Genomic DNA, 15,257 nt, shown 5'->3' with positions numbered 1-15,257 from the left:
AGGATTGGCTCAATCGACAGCGCGAAGCAGGATGCCCTCCGAAGCTTCAGCGTAGGAGGGCAGGGTCATCAACCTTGCCGACCGGCTTGCACGATTAAAAAAGCAGCTGTGAGTTTCGAGCGCTTTGGGAAGCGCGTCGAGTGATCCTTGGGCATTCTATGAAAACGCCGCGCACGAGCCGGTTTTGGAATTCCTGGTGATCTGGTAGTGGTGATCCCGATCACAGGAGATAGCATGCCGGACGATGTAGTGGTGCGCGACAGCAACGGCGCTCAGTTGAGTGACGGCGATTCCGTTACGCTGATCAAGGACCTCAAGGTCAAAGGCACTTCGGAGACGATCAAGCGGGGCACGTTGGTGAAGAACATTCGCCTCAACGGCAATCCCGGCGAGATCGAATGCAGTACCAGGCAAGTGAAGGGCCTCGTGCTCAAAACCGAGTTCGTAAAGAAGGCGTGACCCTCAAGGCGGTCGAGCCGCAGCGATAGAATTGCGTTTGCCGGCGACGAGGCGCGTCGTCGGCCAACCTGGCTACTCCTTACGACTGCCGATATGGGGCGCCAGGGCGCATTCACCACTTTCAGTTCATTCCGCCGAAAATCTTTATAGAATTCCTATTTCTTTCCGCTTTGCCCCGTCTCGAACCTTTATGGCGATCGGGTCCATATTCCGCTTTGAGAAAAACGTCGGACGCCGTCACCCAAGTGGGCGGGCCGTTTTCGCGTAATCGCCGAGCTGCTTCGAGCGGGCGCAAAGTGGAAAAATCAAAGCAAGGACAAGCACAATGGACATCATTGTTCTCGGGATCGGGGTTTTGTTTTTCGCCCTCTCCTTTGCCTACGTCAAAGCCTGCGACAGAATTTGAGCGATCGGGACATGCTTGTCGATTACATCCTCGGTGGCGGCGTGACGTTGTTCCTGCTCGCCTACCTGACATACGCACTGATCCGCCCGGAACGCTTCTGACCGGCGCACGGAAAGCCAAATCATGACTATCAACGGATGGATACAGATCCTCCTCTATTGCGGGATCCTGGTTTTGCTCGTGAAGCCGCTGGGCGGCTACATGCATCGCGTCTTCACCGGCGACCGCAGCTTGCTGTCGCCGGTGCTCGGCCCCGTCGAGCGGGGCCTTTATCGCCTGGCCGGAACCGGCGACCAGGAGCAGCACTGGACGGGCTATGCCGCCGCCATGCTGTTGTTCAACCTTGCCGGTTTCCTGGCGCTCTATTTCCTCCAGCGCCTGCAAGGCGGCCTGCCCTACAACCCGGCCGGCATGAGCGCGGTCGAACCGGGGCTCGCCTTCAACACCGCGGCCAGCTTCATGACCAACACCAACTGGCAGAACTACGGCGGCGAGAGCACGATGTCCTATCTCGTGCAGATGGCCGGCCTCACCGTGCAGAACTTCCTGTCGGCGGCCACCGGCATCGCCATCGCCATGGCGCTGATCCGCGGCTTTGCCAGCGCTTCCGGCAAGTCGATCGGGAATTTCTGGGTCGATATGACCCGTGCCACGCTCTACGTGCTTTTGCCGCTCTGCGTCGTGCTCACCCTGGTCTATGTCTGGCTCGGAATGCCGCAGACGCTGGGAGCCTATGTCGGCGCCACCACGCTCGAAGGCGCGCAGCAGACCATCGCCGTCGGGCCGGTCGCCTCGCAGATCGCCATCAAGATGCTCGGCACCAATGGCGGCGGCTTCTTCAACGCCAATGCCGCGCATCCCTTCGAGAATCCGGACGCCATCTCCAACCTGATCCAGATGCTGTCGATGTTCGCCATCGGTGCTGCCTTGACCAACGTCTTCGGCCGCATGGTCGGCAACCAGCGCCAGGGCTGGGCGATCCTGGCCGCCATGGGCGCGCTGTTCATCGCCGGGGTTGCGGTCTGCTATTGGGCGGAAGCCGCCGGCAATCCGCTGGTCCATGCGCTGGGCATCGAGGGCGGCAATATGGAAGGTAAGGAAACCCGCTTCGGCATCGCGCTCTCGGCGCTGTTCGCGGTCATCACCACGGCGGCTTCCTGCGGCGCGGTCAATGCCATGCATGACTCGTTCACCGCGCTCGGCGGCATGATCCCGCTCATCAACATGCAGCTCGGCGAAGTCATCGTCGGCGGCGTTGGCGCCGGCTTCTACGGCATCCTGATGTTCATCCTCATCGCCGTCTTCGTCGCTGGCCTGATGGTCGGGCGCACGCCCGAATATCTGGGCAAGAAGATCGAGGCCAAGGAGGTCAAGATGGCGATGCTGGCAATCCTGTGCCTGCCGCTGGCGATGCTGACCTTCACGGCCATCGCGGTGGTCCTGCCGAGCGCCGTGGCATCGATCGCCAATGGCGGTCCGCACGGCTTCTCCGAGATCCTCTACGCCTATACGTCGGCGGCGGCGAACAACGGCTCGGCATTCGGCGGCCTCACCGGCAACACGCCCTGGTACAACATCACGCTGGGTCTCGGCATGCTCATGGGCCGTTTCCTGGTCATCATCCCGGCGCTCGCCATCGCCGGCTCGCTGGCGGCGAAGAAGACCGTGTCCGCCTCGGCCGGCACGTTCCCGACCGACGGCCCCCTGTTCGTCGGGCTGCTGGTCGGCGTCATCGTCATCGTCGGCGGCCTGACCTTCTTCCCGGCGCTCGCCGTCGGGCCGATCGTCGAGCATCTGGCCGCCATCCACGGGCAGACATTCTGAGACGGAAGTGTCTTGGCTGAAACGGAAATGTCCTGGTTCAACAACAGGCATCGCAACGATCGCCATCCCGCCGACAACGGAAAGGAGGAACGGCCTCCTCCTTTCCCCACCATGTCGACATTCCTCGGCATCGCCGCCGTCATGATCGTTCTGTGGTTGCTGGCCTACGGGCTTCCGCATCTTCTTTCGGCATCCGACCGCTCGGTGCCGTCCAACAACACCGAAGCTGGAGCTTCAAAATGAGCCAGTCGAAATCAGCCAGCATCATGGATGCCGGCATCCTGTGGCCCGCCATCGGCGGCGCCTTCAAAAAGCTGAACCCACGCACATTGGCCAGGAACCCGGTGATGTTCGTCGTTGCCGTCGTCTCGGCGCTGACATCAGTGCTTTTCGTCAAGGACCTCGCCAGCGGGCGCGGCAACCTCGGCTTCACCATCCAGATCATCATCTGGCTGTGGTTCACCGTGCTGTTTGCCAACTTCGCCGAAGCCGTCGCCGAAGGCCGCGGCAAGGCGCAGGCCGATTCGCTGCGCAAGGCGCGCACCGAGACCCAGGCCAAGCTCCTGACCGGCGAGGACCGGACGAAATTCAAGCTGGTGCCCGGCACCAGCCTGAAGGTGGGCGACGCCGTGCTGGTCGAGGCCGGCGACATCATCCCCTCCGACGGCGAGGTGATCGAAGGCGTGGCTTCGGTCAACGAGGCGGCGATCACGGGCGAATCGGCGCCTGTCATTCGCGAATCCGGCGGCGACCGCTCCGCGGTCACCGGCGGCACGCAGGTGCTCTCCGACTGGATCCGCGTGCGCATCACCGCCGCCGCCGGCCACACCTTTCTCGACCGCATGATCTCGCTGGTCGAGGGCGCCGAGCGCCAGAAGACCCCGAATGAGATCGCGCTCAACATCCTGCTGGTCGGCATGACGCTGATCTTCGTGCTGGCCACCGCTACCATCCCGAGCTTCGCTTCCTATTCGGGGGGCTATATCCCGGTCACGGTGCTCGTCGCTTTGTTCGTGACCTTGATCCCGACCACTATCGGCGCGCTTTTGTCGGCCATCGGCATCGCCGGCATGGACCGTCTGGTGCGCTTCAATGTGCTCGCCATGTCCGGCCGCGCCGTGGAGGCGGCCGGCGACGTCGACACGCTTTTGCTCGACAAGACCGGCACGATCACGCTCGGCAACCGCCAGGCGACCGAATTCCGCCCGGTGAAGGGCGTCACCGAGCAGGAACTGGCCGATGCGGCACAGCTTGCCTCGCTCGCCGACGAAACGCCGGAAGGCCGCTCGATCGTCGTGCTGGCCAAGGAGAAATACGCCATCCGCGCCCGCGACATGGCGACACTGCACGCCACCTTCGTGCCCTTCACCGCGCAGACCCGGATGAGCGGCGTCGACATAGACGGCTCCTCCGTGCGCAAGGGCGCGGTCGATTCCGTGCTCGCCCATGTCAACCAGTCGACCGTCGCCAGCCACGCAACGCGCCCGAACAGCGATACGATCAGGGATCTCCAGGCGATCGCCGACGAGGTCGCCAAATCGGGCGGCACGCCGCTTGCGGTCGAGCGCGACGGACGCCTGCTCGGCATCGTGCACCTCAAGGACATCGTCAAGGGCGGCATCCGCGAACGCTTCGCCGAGCTGCGCAGCATGGGCATACGCACGGTGATGATCACAGGGGACAATCCGATGACGGCGGCGGCCATCGCGGCCGAAGCCGGCGTCGACGACTTCCTTGCCCAGGCGACGCCGGAGGACAAGCTGAAACTGATCCGCGACGAGCAGGCCAAGGGCAAGCTGGTCGCCATGTGCGGCGACGGCACCAACGACGCGCCGGCCCTTGCCCAGGCCGACGTCGGCGTCGCCATGAACACCGGCACGGTGGCCGCGCGGGAAGCAGGCAACATGGTGGACTTGGACTCCGATCCGACCAAGCTGATCGAGATCGTCGAGATCGGCAAGGCGCTGCTGATGACGCGCGGTTCGCTGACCACCTTCTCCATCGCCAATGACGTGGCCAAGTACTTCGCCATCATCCCGGCCATGTTCGCCGTGTTCTACGTCGCACCCGGCCACACCACAGGTCCGCTGCAGGCGCTCAACATCATGCATCTGGCGACGCCGCAGAGCGCCATCCTGTCGGCCATCATCTTCAACGCGCTGATCATCATCGCGCTGATCCCGCTGTCGCTGCGCGGCGTCAAATACCGGGCAATCGGCGCCGGGGCGCTGCTCAGCCGCAACCTGCTCGTCTACGGCCTCGGCGGCATCATCGTGCCGTTCGCCGGCATCAAGATTATCGACATGGCCGTCACGGCCCTCGGCCTTGCATAAGGGATCACTCCGATGCTCAAGCAAATCAGACCCGCGATCGTCATGATAGTCTTCTTCACCGTGCTGACCGGGCTCATCTATCCCCTCGGCATGACCGGCATCGCCCAGGCGCTGTTCCCGAAACAGGCCAATGGCAGCCTGATCGAGAAGGACGGCAAGGTGGTCGGTTCCGAACTGATCGGCCAGGCCTTCGCCAGCGAACGCTATTTCCACGGCCGGCCATCGGCCGCCGGCAATGGCTATGACGGCGGCGCCTCCAGCGGCTCGAATCTGGGTCCGACCAACCTCAAGCTGATCGAGCGCATCAAGGGCGACGCGGCGAAGTTGAAGGCCGAAAACCCCAATGCGCCGGTTCCGATGGGCCTCGTCACGACATCGGGCAGCGGGCTCGATCCCGACATCAGCCCCGAGGACGCTTCTTTCCAGGTTCCGCGTGTCGCCAAGGCCAGGGGTATCGATGAAGCCAAGGTCAAGGCGCTCGTCGACAGCCATGTCGAGGACCGGGAGCTCAGCGTCCTGGGCGAGCCGGTGGTCAATGTGCTGGCCCTCAACCTCGCATTGGACGACACAGCCAAGCAATGAAGAACAGCGCCGGGGATCGACACCGTCCCCGGCGCCGTTCAAACTGGATGCCGATGCCGGACGACAGAAGCAACGTCGAAAACAGACCTTCCCCCGACGCGCTGCTCGAGCATGCCGAGCGCGAGGGCCGCGGGCGTCTGCGCATCTTTCTGGGCGCGGCACCGGGCGTCGGCAAAACCTATGAAATGCTGATGTCGGGACGCGCCAGGCTGGCCGACGGCATCGACGTGGTGATCGGCGTGGTCGAGACGCACGGCCGCAAGGAAACCCTGGCCCTCGTAGAGGGCTACGAGGTCATTCCGCGCCGCCCGGTCGAATACAAGGGACGCACCCTCGACGAGATGGACATAGACGCCATCCTCGCACGCCGCCCGGCACTGGTCCTGGTCGACGAACTCGCCCATACAAACGCGCCCGGCAGCCGTCACCCCAAGCGCTATCTCGACGTGCAGGAAATCCTGGCGCGCGGTATCGACGTCTACACGACGCTCAACATCCAGCATGTCGAAAGCCTGAACGACGTCGTCGCCCAGATCACGCGGGTCAGGGTGCGCGAAACGGTTCCCGATTCCATCATCGACCAGGCCGACGATGTCGAAATCATCGATCTGACGCCCGACGACCTGATCAAACGGCTGGAGGAAGGCAAGGTCTATTTCCCCAACACCGCCCAGCGCGCCATCGAGAACTATTTCTCGCCGGGCAATCTGACGGCGCTGCGCGAGCTGGCGCTGCGCCGCACCGCCCAGCGTGTCGACGAACAACTGCTCAACCACATGCAGTCCCATGCCATCCAGGGCCCATGGGCGGCGGGGGAAAGGGTGCTCGTTTGCCTCGACGCGCGTCCGGGCGGGGCGGCGCGCGTGCGCTATGCGCGCAGGCTGGCCGACCGGCTCCGCGCGCCATGGACGGCGCTTCATGTCGACACGCCTCGTTCGGCCGCCATGTCGGAAGAAGAGAAGGACAGGCTGGCGAACCATCTGCGCCTCGCCGAGCAACTCGGCGCCGAGGTGACGACCATTCCGGGCCAGAACGTCGCGCAGGACATCGTGCGCCATGCGACGGCGAACAATTTCACCCATATCGTGGTCGGCAGGCCGACCCGGTCGCGCTGGCGGGAATTGATCGAGGGCTCGCTCACCTATGATCTGATCCGCAATGCCGGCGACATCAGCGTCCATGTCATCTCGGGAACCGAGCGCGATACCGACGCAGCATCGAGAAAGGTCAGGACGGCGGCCGAGCAGCGGCCGTTCCAGATATGGCCGTATCTGTTCGCCACGGCCTATGTCGCGGGCTCGCTGGCCGTCGGCACGGTTCTCGATCAGTTCCTCGACGTGCGCAATCTGGCGATCGTGCTGCTGCTGGCGGTGCTGACATCGGCGGTGACGTTCGGACTGTGGCCGGCCTTGTACGCCTGTTTCCTGAGCGCCCTTGCCTTCAACTACTTCTTCCTCGAGCCGCGCTACACGCTGACGATCAGGGATCCCGAGAGCATCGTTGCGTTTGCCGTCTTCCTCGTCGTTGCCGTCATCGCCAGCAACCTGACGGCGCGCGTGCAGCGTCAGGCCGCCGCCGCCCGCTCACGGGCGCGGGCCACGGAGGATATCTATCTGTTTTCCAAGAAGCTTGCCGGCGCCGGTACGCTCGACGACGTTCTGTGGGTCACGGCCTTCCAGATCGCCTCGATGCTGAAATTGCGGGTGGTGCTGCTTTTGCCCGAAAACGGCGCCATCACCGTCAAGGCGGGCTATCCGCCCGACGACACGCTGGCCGAGGCCGACATCGCCGCCGCCCGCTGGGCCTGGGAGCACGATCGCGCCGCCGGCCGCGGCGCCGATACGCTGCCCGGTGCGAAGCGGCTCTATCTGCCGCTACGCACCGGGCGCACGGCGGTCGGCGTGGTCGGCCTCGACAACGACAAGCAGGGTCCGCTGCTGACGCCCGAGCAGCAGCGGCTGCTCGACGCGCTGGCCGACCAGGCAGCGGTCGCCATCGAGCGCATCCAGCTCGTCGCCGACGTCGATCGTGCCAAGCTCGCGGCCGAAGCCGACAGGCTGCGCTCGGCGTTGCTGACCTCCATCTCCCATGATCTGAAGACGCCGCTCGCCGCCATCATGGGCGCGGCCGGCACTCTCAGGGAGTTCGCGCCTGATCTACCCGAGCAGGACCGGACGGAGCTGTTGTCGACGGTGGTCGACGAAGCGGAACGGCTGAACCGCTTCATCGCCAATCTGCTCGACATGACCAAGATCGAATCCGGTGCGATGGAGCCGAACTATGCGCTGCACTATGTCGGCGACGTCGTCGGCACCGCGCTCGATCGCGCCCGCAAGATCACCAGCGAGCACAAGATCGAGGTCGACATTCCGCCCGACCTGCCGATGCTGAAGCTCGACCCGGTGCTGTTCGAGCAGGTCCTGTTCAACCTGGTCGACAATGCATCGAAATATTCGCCGCCCGGCTCGACGATCCGCCTGCAGGGCTGGACCGACATCGGCTCCGTCGTGCTTCAGATCATGGATGAGGGATTGGGCATCCCTCCGCAGGATCTTGAGCGCGTGTTCGACACTTTCTACCGGGTCCGCAAGGGCGACCAGGTGCGCGCCGGTACCGGGCTCGGCCTGTCGATCTGCCGCGGCTTCATCGAGGCGATGGGCGGCACGATCTCGGCCGCCAACCGGACCGACCGTTCGGGTGCTGCCTTCACCATCAGGATGCCGGTGCCGGCGGAACTGTCCGGCAATCGCATCGGCTCCAGCGCGGATCAGCCTCGATGACCAATTCGAACGTCAGGATACTGGTCGTCGATGACGAGCCGCCGATCCGCAAGTTGCTCCGGGTCGGCCTCGCCAGCCAGGGCTACGCGGTCAGCGAGGCGCCGAACGCCAAGGCGGCTATCGAGCTGATGGTGCAGGAAAAACCGGATCTCGTGCTGCTCGACCTTGGCCTGCCCGGCATGAGCGGCCATGAACTGCTGCGCAAATGGCGCGACGACGGCCTCGATATCCCGGTGGTCATTCTCTCCAGCCGCGCCGACGAGGCCGGCATCGTCGACGCGCTCGAACTCGGCGCCGACGACTACATCACCAAGCCGTTCGGAATGAACGAGCTGGTGGCGCGCATCCGCGTGGCACTGCGGCACAAGTTCCAGCAGCAGGGCGAGAGGCCGGTGTTCCAAACCGGTGATCTCAGCGTCGACCTGGTCAAGCGCATCGTCAAGGTCGGGGGCAAGGAGGTAAAGCTGTCGCCCAAGGAATACGACATTCTGCGCATTCTCGTGCAGTATGCGGGCAAGGTTCTCACGCACCAGTTCCTGCTGAAGCAGGTGTGGAACGATTCGACCGACGTGCAGTATCTGCGGGTCTATGTCCGGCAGTTGCGGCAGAAGATCGAGAAGACGCCGGACCAGCCGCGCTACATCACCACCGAGACCGGCGTCGGCTACCGCCTGCGCGAGGTAGAATAAGCGTTGCCTGGCCTGATTAGCCGACAGCTTCCGGCAGCCGGTTCGCGGCCGTCGATGTGCGCAAGGCGGCGAGGCAGCCAATGATGCCGAGCGGCACGAAGGCGAGGAATAGCCAGGTCGCCACATCAGCCGCCGCGTCCCGGTTCAGGCCTTGCGAAAAGCCGCTGGCATTGGCGACGATGCCGGCAAGGGCGGCACCCACCGCATAGCCGATGCGTTGCATGGTCGGCACCGCGGCCGAGGCGATGGTCTGCTCATCACCCGGCGCGGAGGCCACGATGACGCGCGTCAGGAACGGCCAGGCAACGCCGAAGCCGCCACCCTGCAAAAGGGCGCATACCAGGATCAGCGGGATCGAGCCTGCCGGGATGGTGTAGGCGAAACCAGCGAGGCCGGTGGCGATCATCAGGGCCCCGATGACGATGATCGATCTCTCACGCTCCTGTGGCGCGTTGGCGACAAGGATCGACAGGATCGACCAGGCGATCGATTCGGCGGCGATGATGTAGCCGGTGGTCAGGAGCGGAACGTGGTGCAGCGTGGTCAGAAGCAGCGGGCCGTAAATGGCAAAGGAACAGGTCGCCACCGAGAAGGCGGCGACCATGGTCATGCCGCTGCCGACCGGCGTGCGCCACGAGAACAGCCGCGAGGGGAAAAGCCGCGATTTCGGCTTCAGCGCATCGATACGGAAGAACAGCACAAGGCCGATCAGGCCGAGCACCATCAGCAGCGACGAGCGCAGAAGGGCGATATCGACCCCCGCCGAGGCGATCAGCACGACGGCGACGGCAAGGCAGCCAAGCGCTATGAGCGGGAAGGGTGGTGCCTTGCCCGCGCCGGCACTCGGCCTCGTCGCTTCCGGCGTGTCGAGCACGACGAAGCTCGCCAGCGCCATCGCCGCACCGCCGAACACGAAGATGCCGAACGCCCAGCGCCATGACAGAAGCTCTGTCATGATCGCGCCAAGCATCGGCCCGCTGAAGGCGGCGACGCCCCAGATCGCCGACATGATACCGAAAAGCTGCGGCCAGATGGCCCGCGGAAACAGGCGCTCCACCGAGACGAAAGCCAGCGACACCAGCGCGCCGCCGCCCAGGCCCTCGATCAGGCGCCCGGCCAGGAACAATTGCATCGAGGGCGCGGTGGCGCAGATCAGCGCGCCGGCCGCGTAAAGCAGCGCCGCGACCACCATGTTGGTGCGCAGCGCCACATAGCTGACCAGCCGTCCGGCCGCGGCACCGGCGACGATGGCGCCCAGTTCATAGATCGCCAGCGACCAGCCGACGAGCTGCACGCCCGCCAGTTCGCCGATCATGGCGGGCATGACGGTCGCCACCATCGTCTCGTTGGTGGCGTGCAGCAGGATGCCGAGGCTGATGAAGCAGAAGCGCGCGAGGTCGCCGCTCGCCCACAATGCGCGCCAGTCGACCCTGTTTGTGCTGATGTCGGTCACTTCGGTCCCTCGAATTTCATGTCCCGATGCAAACGCATGGCGCCAGGAGCCGGCTCGGGGGTCCGGCAGGACCATGGTCGGATGGGTTTGTAGAACCTCAACCAAGCTTGAGCTCAAGCGATTTTTTGGACATGTTCGTGGATGCCCGCATCCCTGGCCGGCCGGCATCGCCGGCCAATCAGTTCTCCGTGCTGCGCAGCTGGAACTGGCTGACACCGATGGCGAAATTGATGCCGGTCTGGGTCTGCAGGCTGAGCGGCTGCAAGGTGAAGGACTGCGAGGAGCCGCCAACCAGCAGATTGGCCCCGGCGCCGACGGTTGCCGTCACCTCGGCGCTGGCGCCGACATAGTCGCCGGCCAATGCGCCCGGCGCGTAGATGTTCTTCAGCGGCGTCAGCACCAGCCATCGCATCACCGCCTGCTTGGTCGTGCCGATGTCGAGGCCGTATTTGTTGACCGCGCCGAAATAGGCTTCCGGCGCGAAAGTCTTGTCGGCAGGGGTGAAGGTGCAGCTCAGATCCTTGCTCGAGCCGAAGATGAAGCCGGTGCCGCCCGATATGGCGCATTCAAGTGTGCCGAGCTCGATGCCCTGGTCCTGTGCCTGGGCCAAGGCGGGGCTGGCAATGGCAACGATGGCAGCAAGGATCATTTTGCGTGTCATGGGCCCCTCGTGCATTCGCTGCAGCCATCTTTGAGGAGCAGATGACACTGCTTCGCGAGCGAAGGATGCCAGGTCAGTGCACGGGGTCCGGTCGGTGATCGTCGGGCTTTGGCCGGCAACCGTCTATGGCGGGATGTATCGTCCACTGGTTCTGAGGCTCCTGCTGGGATGCGACGGTCAATGGCGATCCTGCCGTCTCAACGGCTTCACACCAGCGCGCGGGGCCGCCGTCGGGAACCGGGGATTCGTTCCAGCTGCCGTTCCAGGTGCCGATCTTCTGACAGTGCTTGATGGGATGGATTTCGTTCCAGCCGTCATGTGCCGAATCGTAGACCCACGTTCCCTTGACGAACAGGATGTCCGCGCCGCGGCGCGTCGGATCGTTGACGTGAAGATCGCCGAGATTCTCGTCGAGATCCGTCGGATTGGCTGTGTCGAGCAGGCCGACTATGCCGCCTATGATGACGATGACCGCCGCGATGAGCGACAGGACCGCGCAGGCGATCCAGCCGAAGAAGGGAATGGCGCAAGCAACCGCGGCGGCCGTGGCGACTGGAATTGCGGCAAGGCAGGCTATCATGAGGTCGTAGACGCCGGCGCCTTCGAACTCGCAATGCAGCACCGCGGTCGGGTCGTCATTGGCCCATTGGCGCGCTTCCTGACCTTTCCAGTCGAGGCCCGCGCCTTGGATCGCAGGCGTGTTGGCGATCAGGCGTCCAAACGGCGCTATCTTTTCGGCCGTTGCCTGGTTGGTGAATTCGACGACATTGCCCGGCACCAGATTGAGACTGTAGTCGGTGTCGAACCGGTCCAGTCCCGACTTCTCCTCCGGCGGATCGACCTTGAGCAGCCAGCCCACCGCGCATTCGTCGCCACCGAGACAGATCAGCCGGTCGTACAGCCACCAGCGGCAATAGGCCAATATGGCCGCAAGCGCCACCAGCATGGCGGCCGGTCCGGGAAGGGCGCCCACAAGGATGAGCGGCAAAGCGACCACGGCCGCCGCAATGATCATCTGCCCGTATTGTTTGCCGTGGTGATTTCCGACCGATACGCATTTGGTGTAGTGCCGATAAGCCATGGCGACCCCCTATCGCTCGACATAGAGCGTCACGCCGCCGGCGAGGCCGCGGGCCGAGAAAGCATGAACGTTGATTGCCTTACGGCCGGTGAAACCGGCTGGCGGTTCAATATTGACAGTGACGGGGATTTCCTCACCCGGGGCAAGGTCCGCTTGTGCGGGCTCGAACGTGACAAGCCAGCCGGCGGGCAAAGGATGCGATTGACGGGTGTGGCCGACAGGCACTGCCGCGATGGTGCCGGGGAAGGTGCGCAAGGGCCGGCGACGCGGCCTCGGGCGAGGGCGCGGCTCACAGACCGGCAATTCAGGAAGGGAATAGGCATCGGCCTCGAGACGAAATCCCATCCTCTCCCGCTCGCCATTGCGCAGGCGAAATTCAAATCTTGCGGGCGAATGGGCGACACCGACGGTGGTGTTGTCCTGGCCTAGGTTGTTGTTCGGGTTCGCATCGTCGAGCCAGTCGAGCAGGACCTGGATGCAATAGTGACCAGGCGCTGCCGGAGTTCGCCATTTGACCGACGCGAAAGCCGGATGGTTGGCCCCGCCCTTGACGCCGAGATCGGTCCTGGTCTCATCGATCCAATGCGACACCGTGCCGATGCCGAAACTCAGATAGGAGAATTTCACCGGCAGATCGACGACCGGGGCCTCGGTCGAGTTGTTCCAGATACGGGCGACGATTTCATATTCGGTGTCGGGCGCCAGCATATGTGGTGCGACAGGATTGCCGCCGCTTCGGATCTCGATGTCGGGGTTGTCCCATGTGACGGCGAGGCCCTGGCCCATCAAATAATACTGCGCGTAGATCAGGGGATCCGGGCGTTTATAGGCGGGGTCGCTGATCTTGACGCAACGTTGCGGCCCGCTTCGGTCCAACCGATCGGGGAGCTTCATTCTTTCGCAGAGCAATCTGGCGAGGGCGCAGATCCGGGCAGCGATCTGGCGCAGGTTCGATGGCCACTCGGTGAACGCGTCGGCGAGCGCGTTCAGGAAATCCAGTACTTTGGGGAGCGGGTTCATGGCCAGTCCGCGGCCATTTCGTCAACGTCGCTGTCGACGCATGAAAAACCAGACAGCGGCAATCAAGAATGGTGCGAGTATCAGAAGAAGTTCGAAGGATCCCGACCCGCCATCGGGCGAAAATCCGAATAACTGCTCGATGAAATCCATCACGGCCTCCGGCAGCTGCAACAAAATTGCATTCGACGATGTCTTTACATCTGCCGGAGCTCGCGCGCATTTTCGCGCAGAGCCAGCAACATTTCCGGTTGGTAGCACAGAACGAGCAAGTCTTCCATCGGCAATAATTTCGATCTGCTAGCTTGGCCTGGTCACAGCAGTTCGCAAATGCAAAGCGCGCGGCGGAACCAAGTCCACCGCGCGCTATTTTGATCATCGCGCGGTTGCCGTCCGTGCCGAGAAGATCAACGTGCCGTTACTTGAGAGAGTGGATCAGCTCAAGCGAGGTCACGGCAACGGCCAGGTTGACGCCGGTCTGCGCCTGGACGCTGAGCGGCTCCAGCATGAAGGCGCTGTCGAAGCCGCCGACCAGCAGATTGGCGCCGCCGCCGGTCACGACGCTCGCCTCGGCATTGACGCCGTAATAGCTGCCGGCAAGGTCGCCCGCGTCGCGGTCACGGGTCGCGGCAAACACGGCCCAGGCGAGTTGGCCCTGGTGCGTCTTGCCAACATCGACGCCGAGCTTGGAGATGACGCCGGTGTAAATCTCGGCCGGACCGTGATGATAGGGGCGGAAGACACAGGACACGCCCTTGTTGGATGTCACGATGTAGCCGGTGCCGCCGTCGATGGTGCAGTCGAGCGTGCCGAGCTGCAATCTGCCGGCGCTTGCCGGTGCAACAGCGAACATGGTCGTGGCGAGCGCAGCGGCGCAGACGAGTTTCTTGGTCATGGGAGGTCCTTTCGCAAAACGCTTCAAAGTAACGGCTGGGTGGCCAGACCGTTCCGCTGAAACCTTGGCGCGAACAAGGCAGGCGATCACGGCTTGCAGCGGGGTCAGCGCGCGGTTGCCGGATTGATGGCGATCTACGGCGATACGTGTCCTTTCGGACACGCATCCGACGCGTGGGCTTGGCCGGCCTTGCCTGATGTCAGCTGACGCGGGCGAGGCCATCCTTGGCAGGCTGGTAGGTGGGATCGAGCCGAACGGCTTCCCGGTAGGACTTGGCCGCCTTGGCCTTGTCGCCGCGCCGCTCGTAGATCAGCGCCTGGTTGGACCAGGCTTCGGCGTTTTTGCCGTCGAGCTTGATGGCCATGTTGAAATCGGAGAAGGCATTGTCCTCGTCATTGGTGGCGAGATAGGAAAGGCCGCGGCCATTATACGGCTCGGCGGCGTCCGGGGCCAGCGAGATGGCGGTCGAGAAATCCTCGATGGCGAATTTGTGCTGGCCCTGGCTCTGATAGATCAGGCCCCGATTGTGATAGGCGCGGGCATCGGTCGTGTCGAGCTGGATCGCCTTCTGGAAGTCGTTGAAGGCTTCCTGGGTGCGGCCGGCCTTGCGGTAGAGATTGCCACGGCCGATATAGGCGGCATCGTAGTTGCCATTGATCTGGATCGAGCGGTTGTAGTCCGCCAGCGCTGCTTCCTGATTGCCGAGGAAGCGCTGGATGAGCGCACGGTTCGAATAGGCCTGGTAGAAATTCGGGTTAAGCTGGATGGCCTGGTTGAAATCCTTGAGCGCCGCCTGGTATTGGCCGCCCCGGCCATAGGCCGAGCCGCGCACATTGTAGCCTTCAGGATCCTGCGGATTGCGCTGAATCACCGCCGACAGCGAGGAGATATTCTCGCTCGACCCTTGCGCCTTGTCGATGTTGTTGAACTCGCCGGTCGGGCCTGAGGTCTGGCAGCCGGCAAGCATCAATCCGGAAAGCAGGGCTGTCGCCAGGGCAAAGCCACGAAATGTGGTTTTGCTCTCCACGCTGATTGCGTTCATGTCTGCCCTGTCCTCACTTGCCGCGTCATTCAGGT

Annotated in this window: 14 protein-coding genes; 8 read left to right on the top strand and 6 right to left on the bottom strand. The window is 63.7% G+C overall.

The features are described 5' to 3' along the window. Window positions 1-234 precede the first annotated feature (234 nt). The 8 genes from FJ426_RS13635 to FJ426_RS13600 all read left to right on the top strand — a co-directional run bounded on the left by FJ426_RS13635 (window position 235) and on the right by FJ426_RS13600 (window position 9,073). Entirely contained in the window at window positions 235-459 is a 225-nt protein-coding gene (locus tag FJ426_RS13635) for an alkylphosphonate utilization protein (RefSeq protein ID WP_140560268.1), read from the top strand. Window positions 460-876: 417 nt separating this feature from the next. After that, complete coding sequence (kdpF, locus tag FJ426_RS13630; RefSeq protein ID WP_015315765.1) at window positions 877-966, top strand: K(+)-transporting ATPase subunit F; 90 nt, start codon at window positions 877-879, stop codon at window positions 964-966. Window positions 967-988: 22 nt separating this feature from the next. Continuing rightward, window positions 989-2,689, top strand: a complete 1,701-nt coding sequence (kdpA, locus tag FJ426_RS13625) for a potassium-transporting ATPase subunit KdpA (protein WP_140825231.1) — start codon at window positions 989-991, stop codon at window positions 2,687-2,689. 12 nt (window positions 2,690-2,701) lie between these two features. After that, window positions 2,702-2,932 carry a hypothetical protein gene (locus tag FJ426_RS13620; protein WP_224518924.1) on the top strand — a complete coding sequence of 77 codons (231 nt, stop codon included), beginning with the start codon at window positions 2,702-2,704 and terminating at the stop codon, window positions 2,930-2,932. Next, entirely contained in the window at window positions 2,929-5,022 is a 2,094-nt protein-coding gene (gene kdpB, locus FJ426_RS13615; RefSeq protein WP_140522466.1) for a potassium-transporting ATPase subunit KdpB, read from the top strand. The genes FJ426_RS13620 and kdpB overlap by 4 nt, the downstream gene beginning before the upstream one ends. A gap of 12 nt (window positions 5,023-5,034) precedes the next feature. After that, entirely contained in the window at window positions 5,035-5,604 is a 570-nt protein-coding gene (gene kdpC / locus FJ426_RS13610; RefSeq protein ID WP_140560270.1) for a potassium-transporting ATPase subunit KdpC, read from the top strand. A gap of 53 nt (window positions 5,605-5,657) precedes the next feature. Further along, complete coding sequence (locus FJ426_RS13605) at window positions 5,658-8,384, top strand: sensor histidine kinase KdpD (RefSeq protein ID WP_140560271.1); 2,727 nt, start codon at window positions 5,658-5,660, stop codon at window positions 8,382-8,384. Beyond that, window positions 8,381-9,073 (top strand): response regulator transcription factor, encoded by a 693-nt coding sequence (locus FJ426_RS13600; RefSeq protein ID WP_140560272.1) that lies wholly within the window; start codon window positions 8,381-8,383, stop codon window positions 9,071-9,073. Before FJ426_RS13605 ends, FJ426_RS13600 begins: the two co-directional genes overlap by 4 nt. Window positions 9,074-9,089: 16 nt before the next feature. Here the strand turns inward: FJ426_RS13600 and FJ426_RS13595 are convergent, their stop codons facing one another. The 6 genes from FJ426_RS13595 to FJ426_RS13570 form a co-directional block, all read right to left on the bottom strand. Beyond that, a complete protein-coding gene (locus FJ426_RS13595) occupies window positions 9,090-10,526 on the bottom strand; it encodes an MFS transporter (protein WP_140560273.1) in 1,437 nt (478 codons plus the stop codon). A 178-nt stretch (window positions 10,527-10,704) separates the two neighbouring features. Continuing rightward, the gene (locus FJ426_RS13590; protein WP_140513722.1) at window positions 10,705-11,187 is read right to left on the bottom strand and encodes a DUF992 domain-containing protein; all 483 of its coding nucleotides are present in this window, start codon (window positions 11,185-11,187) and stop codon (window positions 10,705-10,707) included. 73 nt (window positions 11,188-11,260) lie between these two features. Continuing rightward, window positions 11,261-12,268 carry a hypothetical protein gene (locus tag FJ426_RS13585; RefSeq protein ID WP_140560274.1) on the bottom strand — a complete coding sequence of 336 codons (1,008 nt, stop codon included), beginning with the start codon at window positions 12,266-12,268 and terminating at the stop codon, window positions 11,261-11,263. A 9-nt stretch (window positions 12,269-12,277) separates the two neighbouring features. Continuing rightward, window positions 12,278-13,288 (bottom strand): hypothetical protein, encoded by a 1,011-nt coding sequence (locus FJ426_RS13580; protein ID WP_140522454.1) that lies wholly within the window; start codon window positions 13,286-13,288, stop codon window positions 12,278-12,280. Between the two features lie 415 nt (window positions 13,289-13,703). After that, window positions 13,704-14,180: a DUF992 domain-containing protein gene (locus tag FJ426_RS13575; RefSeq protein ID WP_140522452.1), complete on the bottom strand. Its 477-nt coding sequence runs from the start codon at window positions 14,178-14,180 to the stop codon at window positions 13,704-13,706. 199 nt (window positions 14,181-14,379) lie between these two features. Further along, window positions 14,380-15,222, bottom strand: a complete 843-nt coding sequence (locus FJ426_RS13570; RefSeq protein ID WP_140496334.1) for a tetratricopeptide repeat protein — start codon at window positions 15,220-15,222, stop codon at window positions 14,380-14,382. Window positions 15,223-15,257 lie beyond the last annotated feature (35 nt).

The sequence above is a fragment of the Mesorhizobium sp. B2-6-4 genome (genome assembly GCF_006441495.1).
In the GTDB taxonomy this organism is placed as follows: domain Bacteria; phylum Pseudomonadota; class Alphaproteobacteria; order Rhizobiales; family Rhizobiaceae; genus Mesorhizobium.
This window is presented reverse-complemented; position numbering and strand designations above follow the sequence as displayed.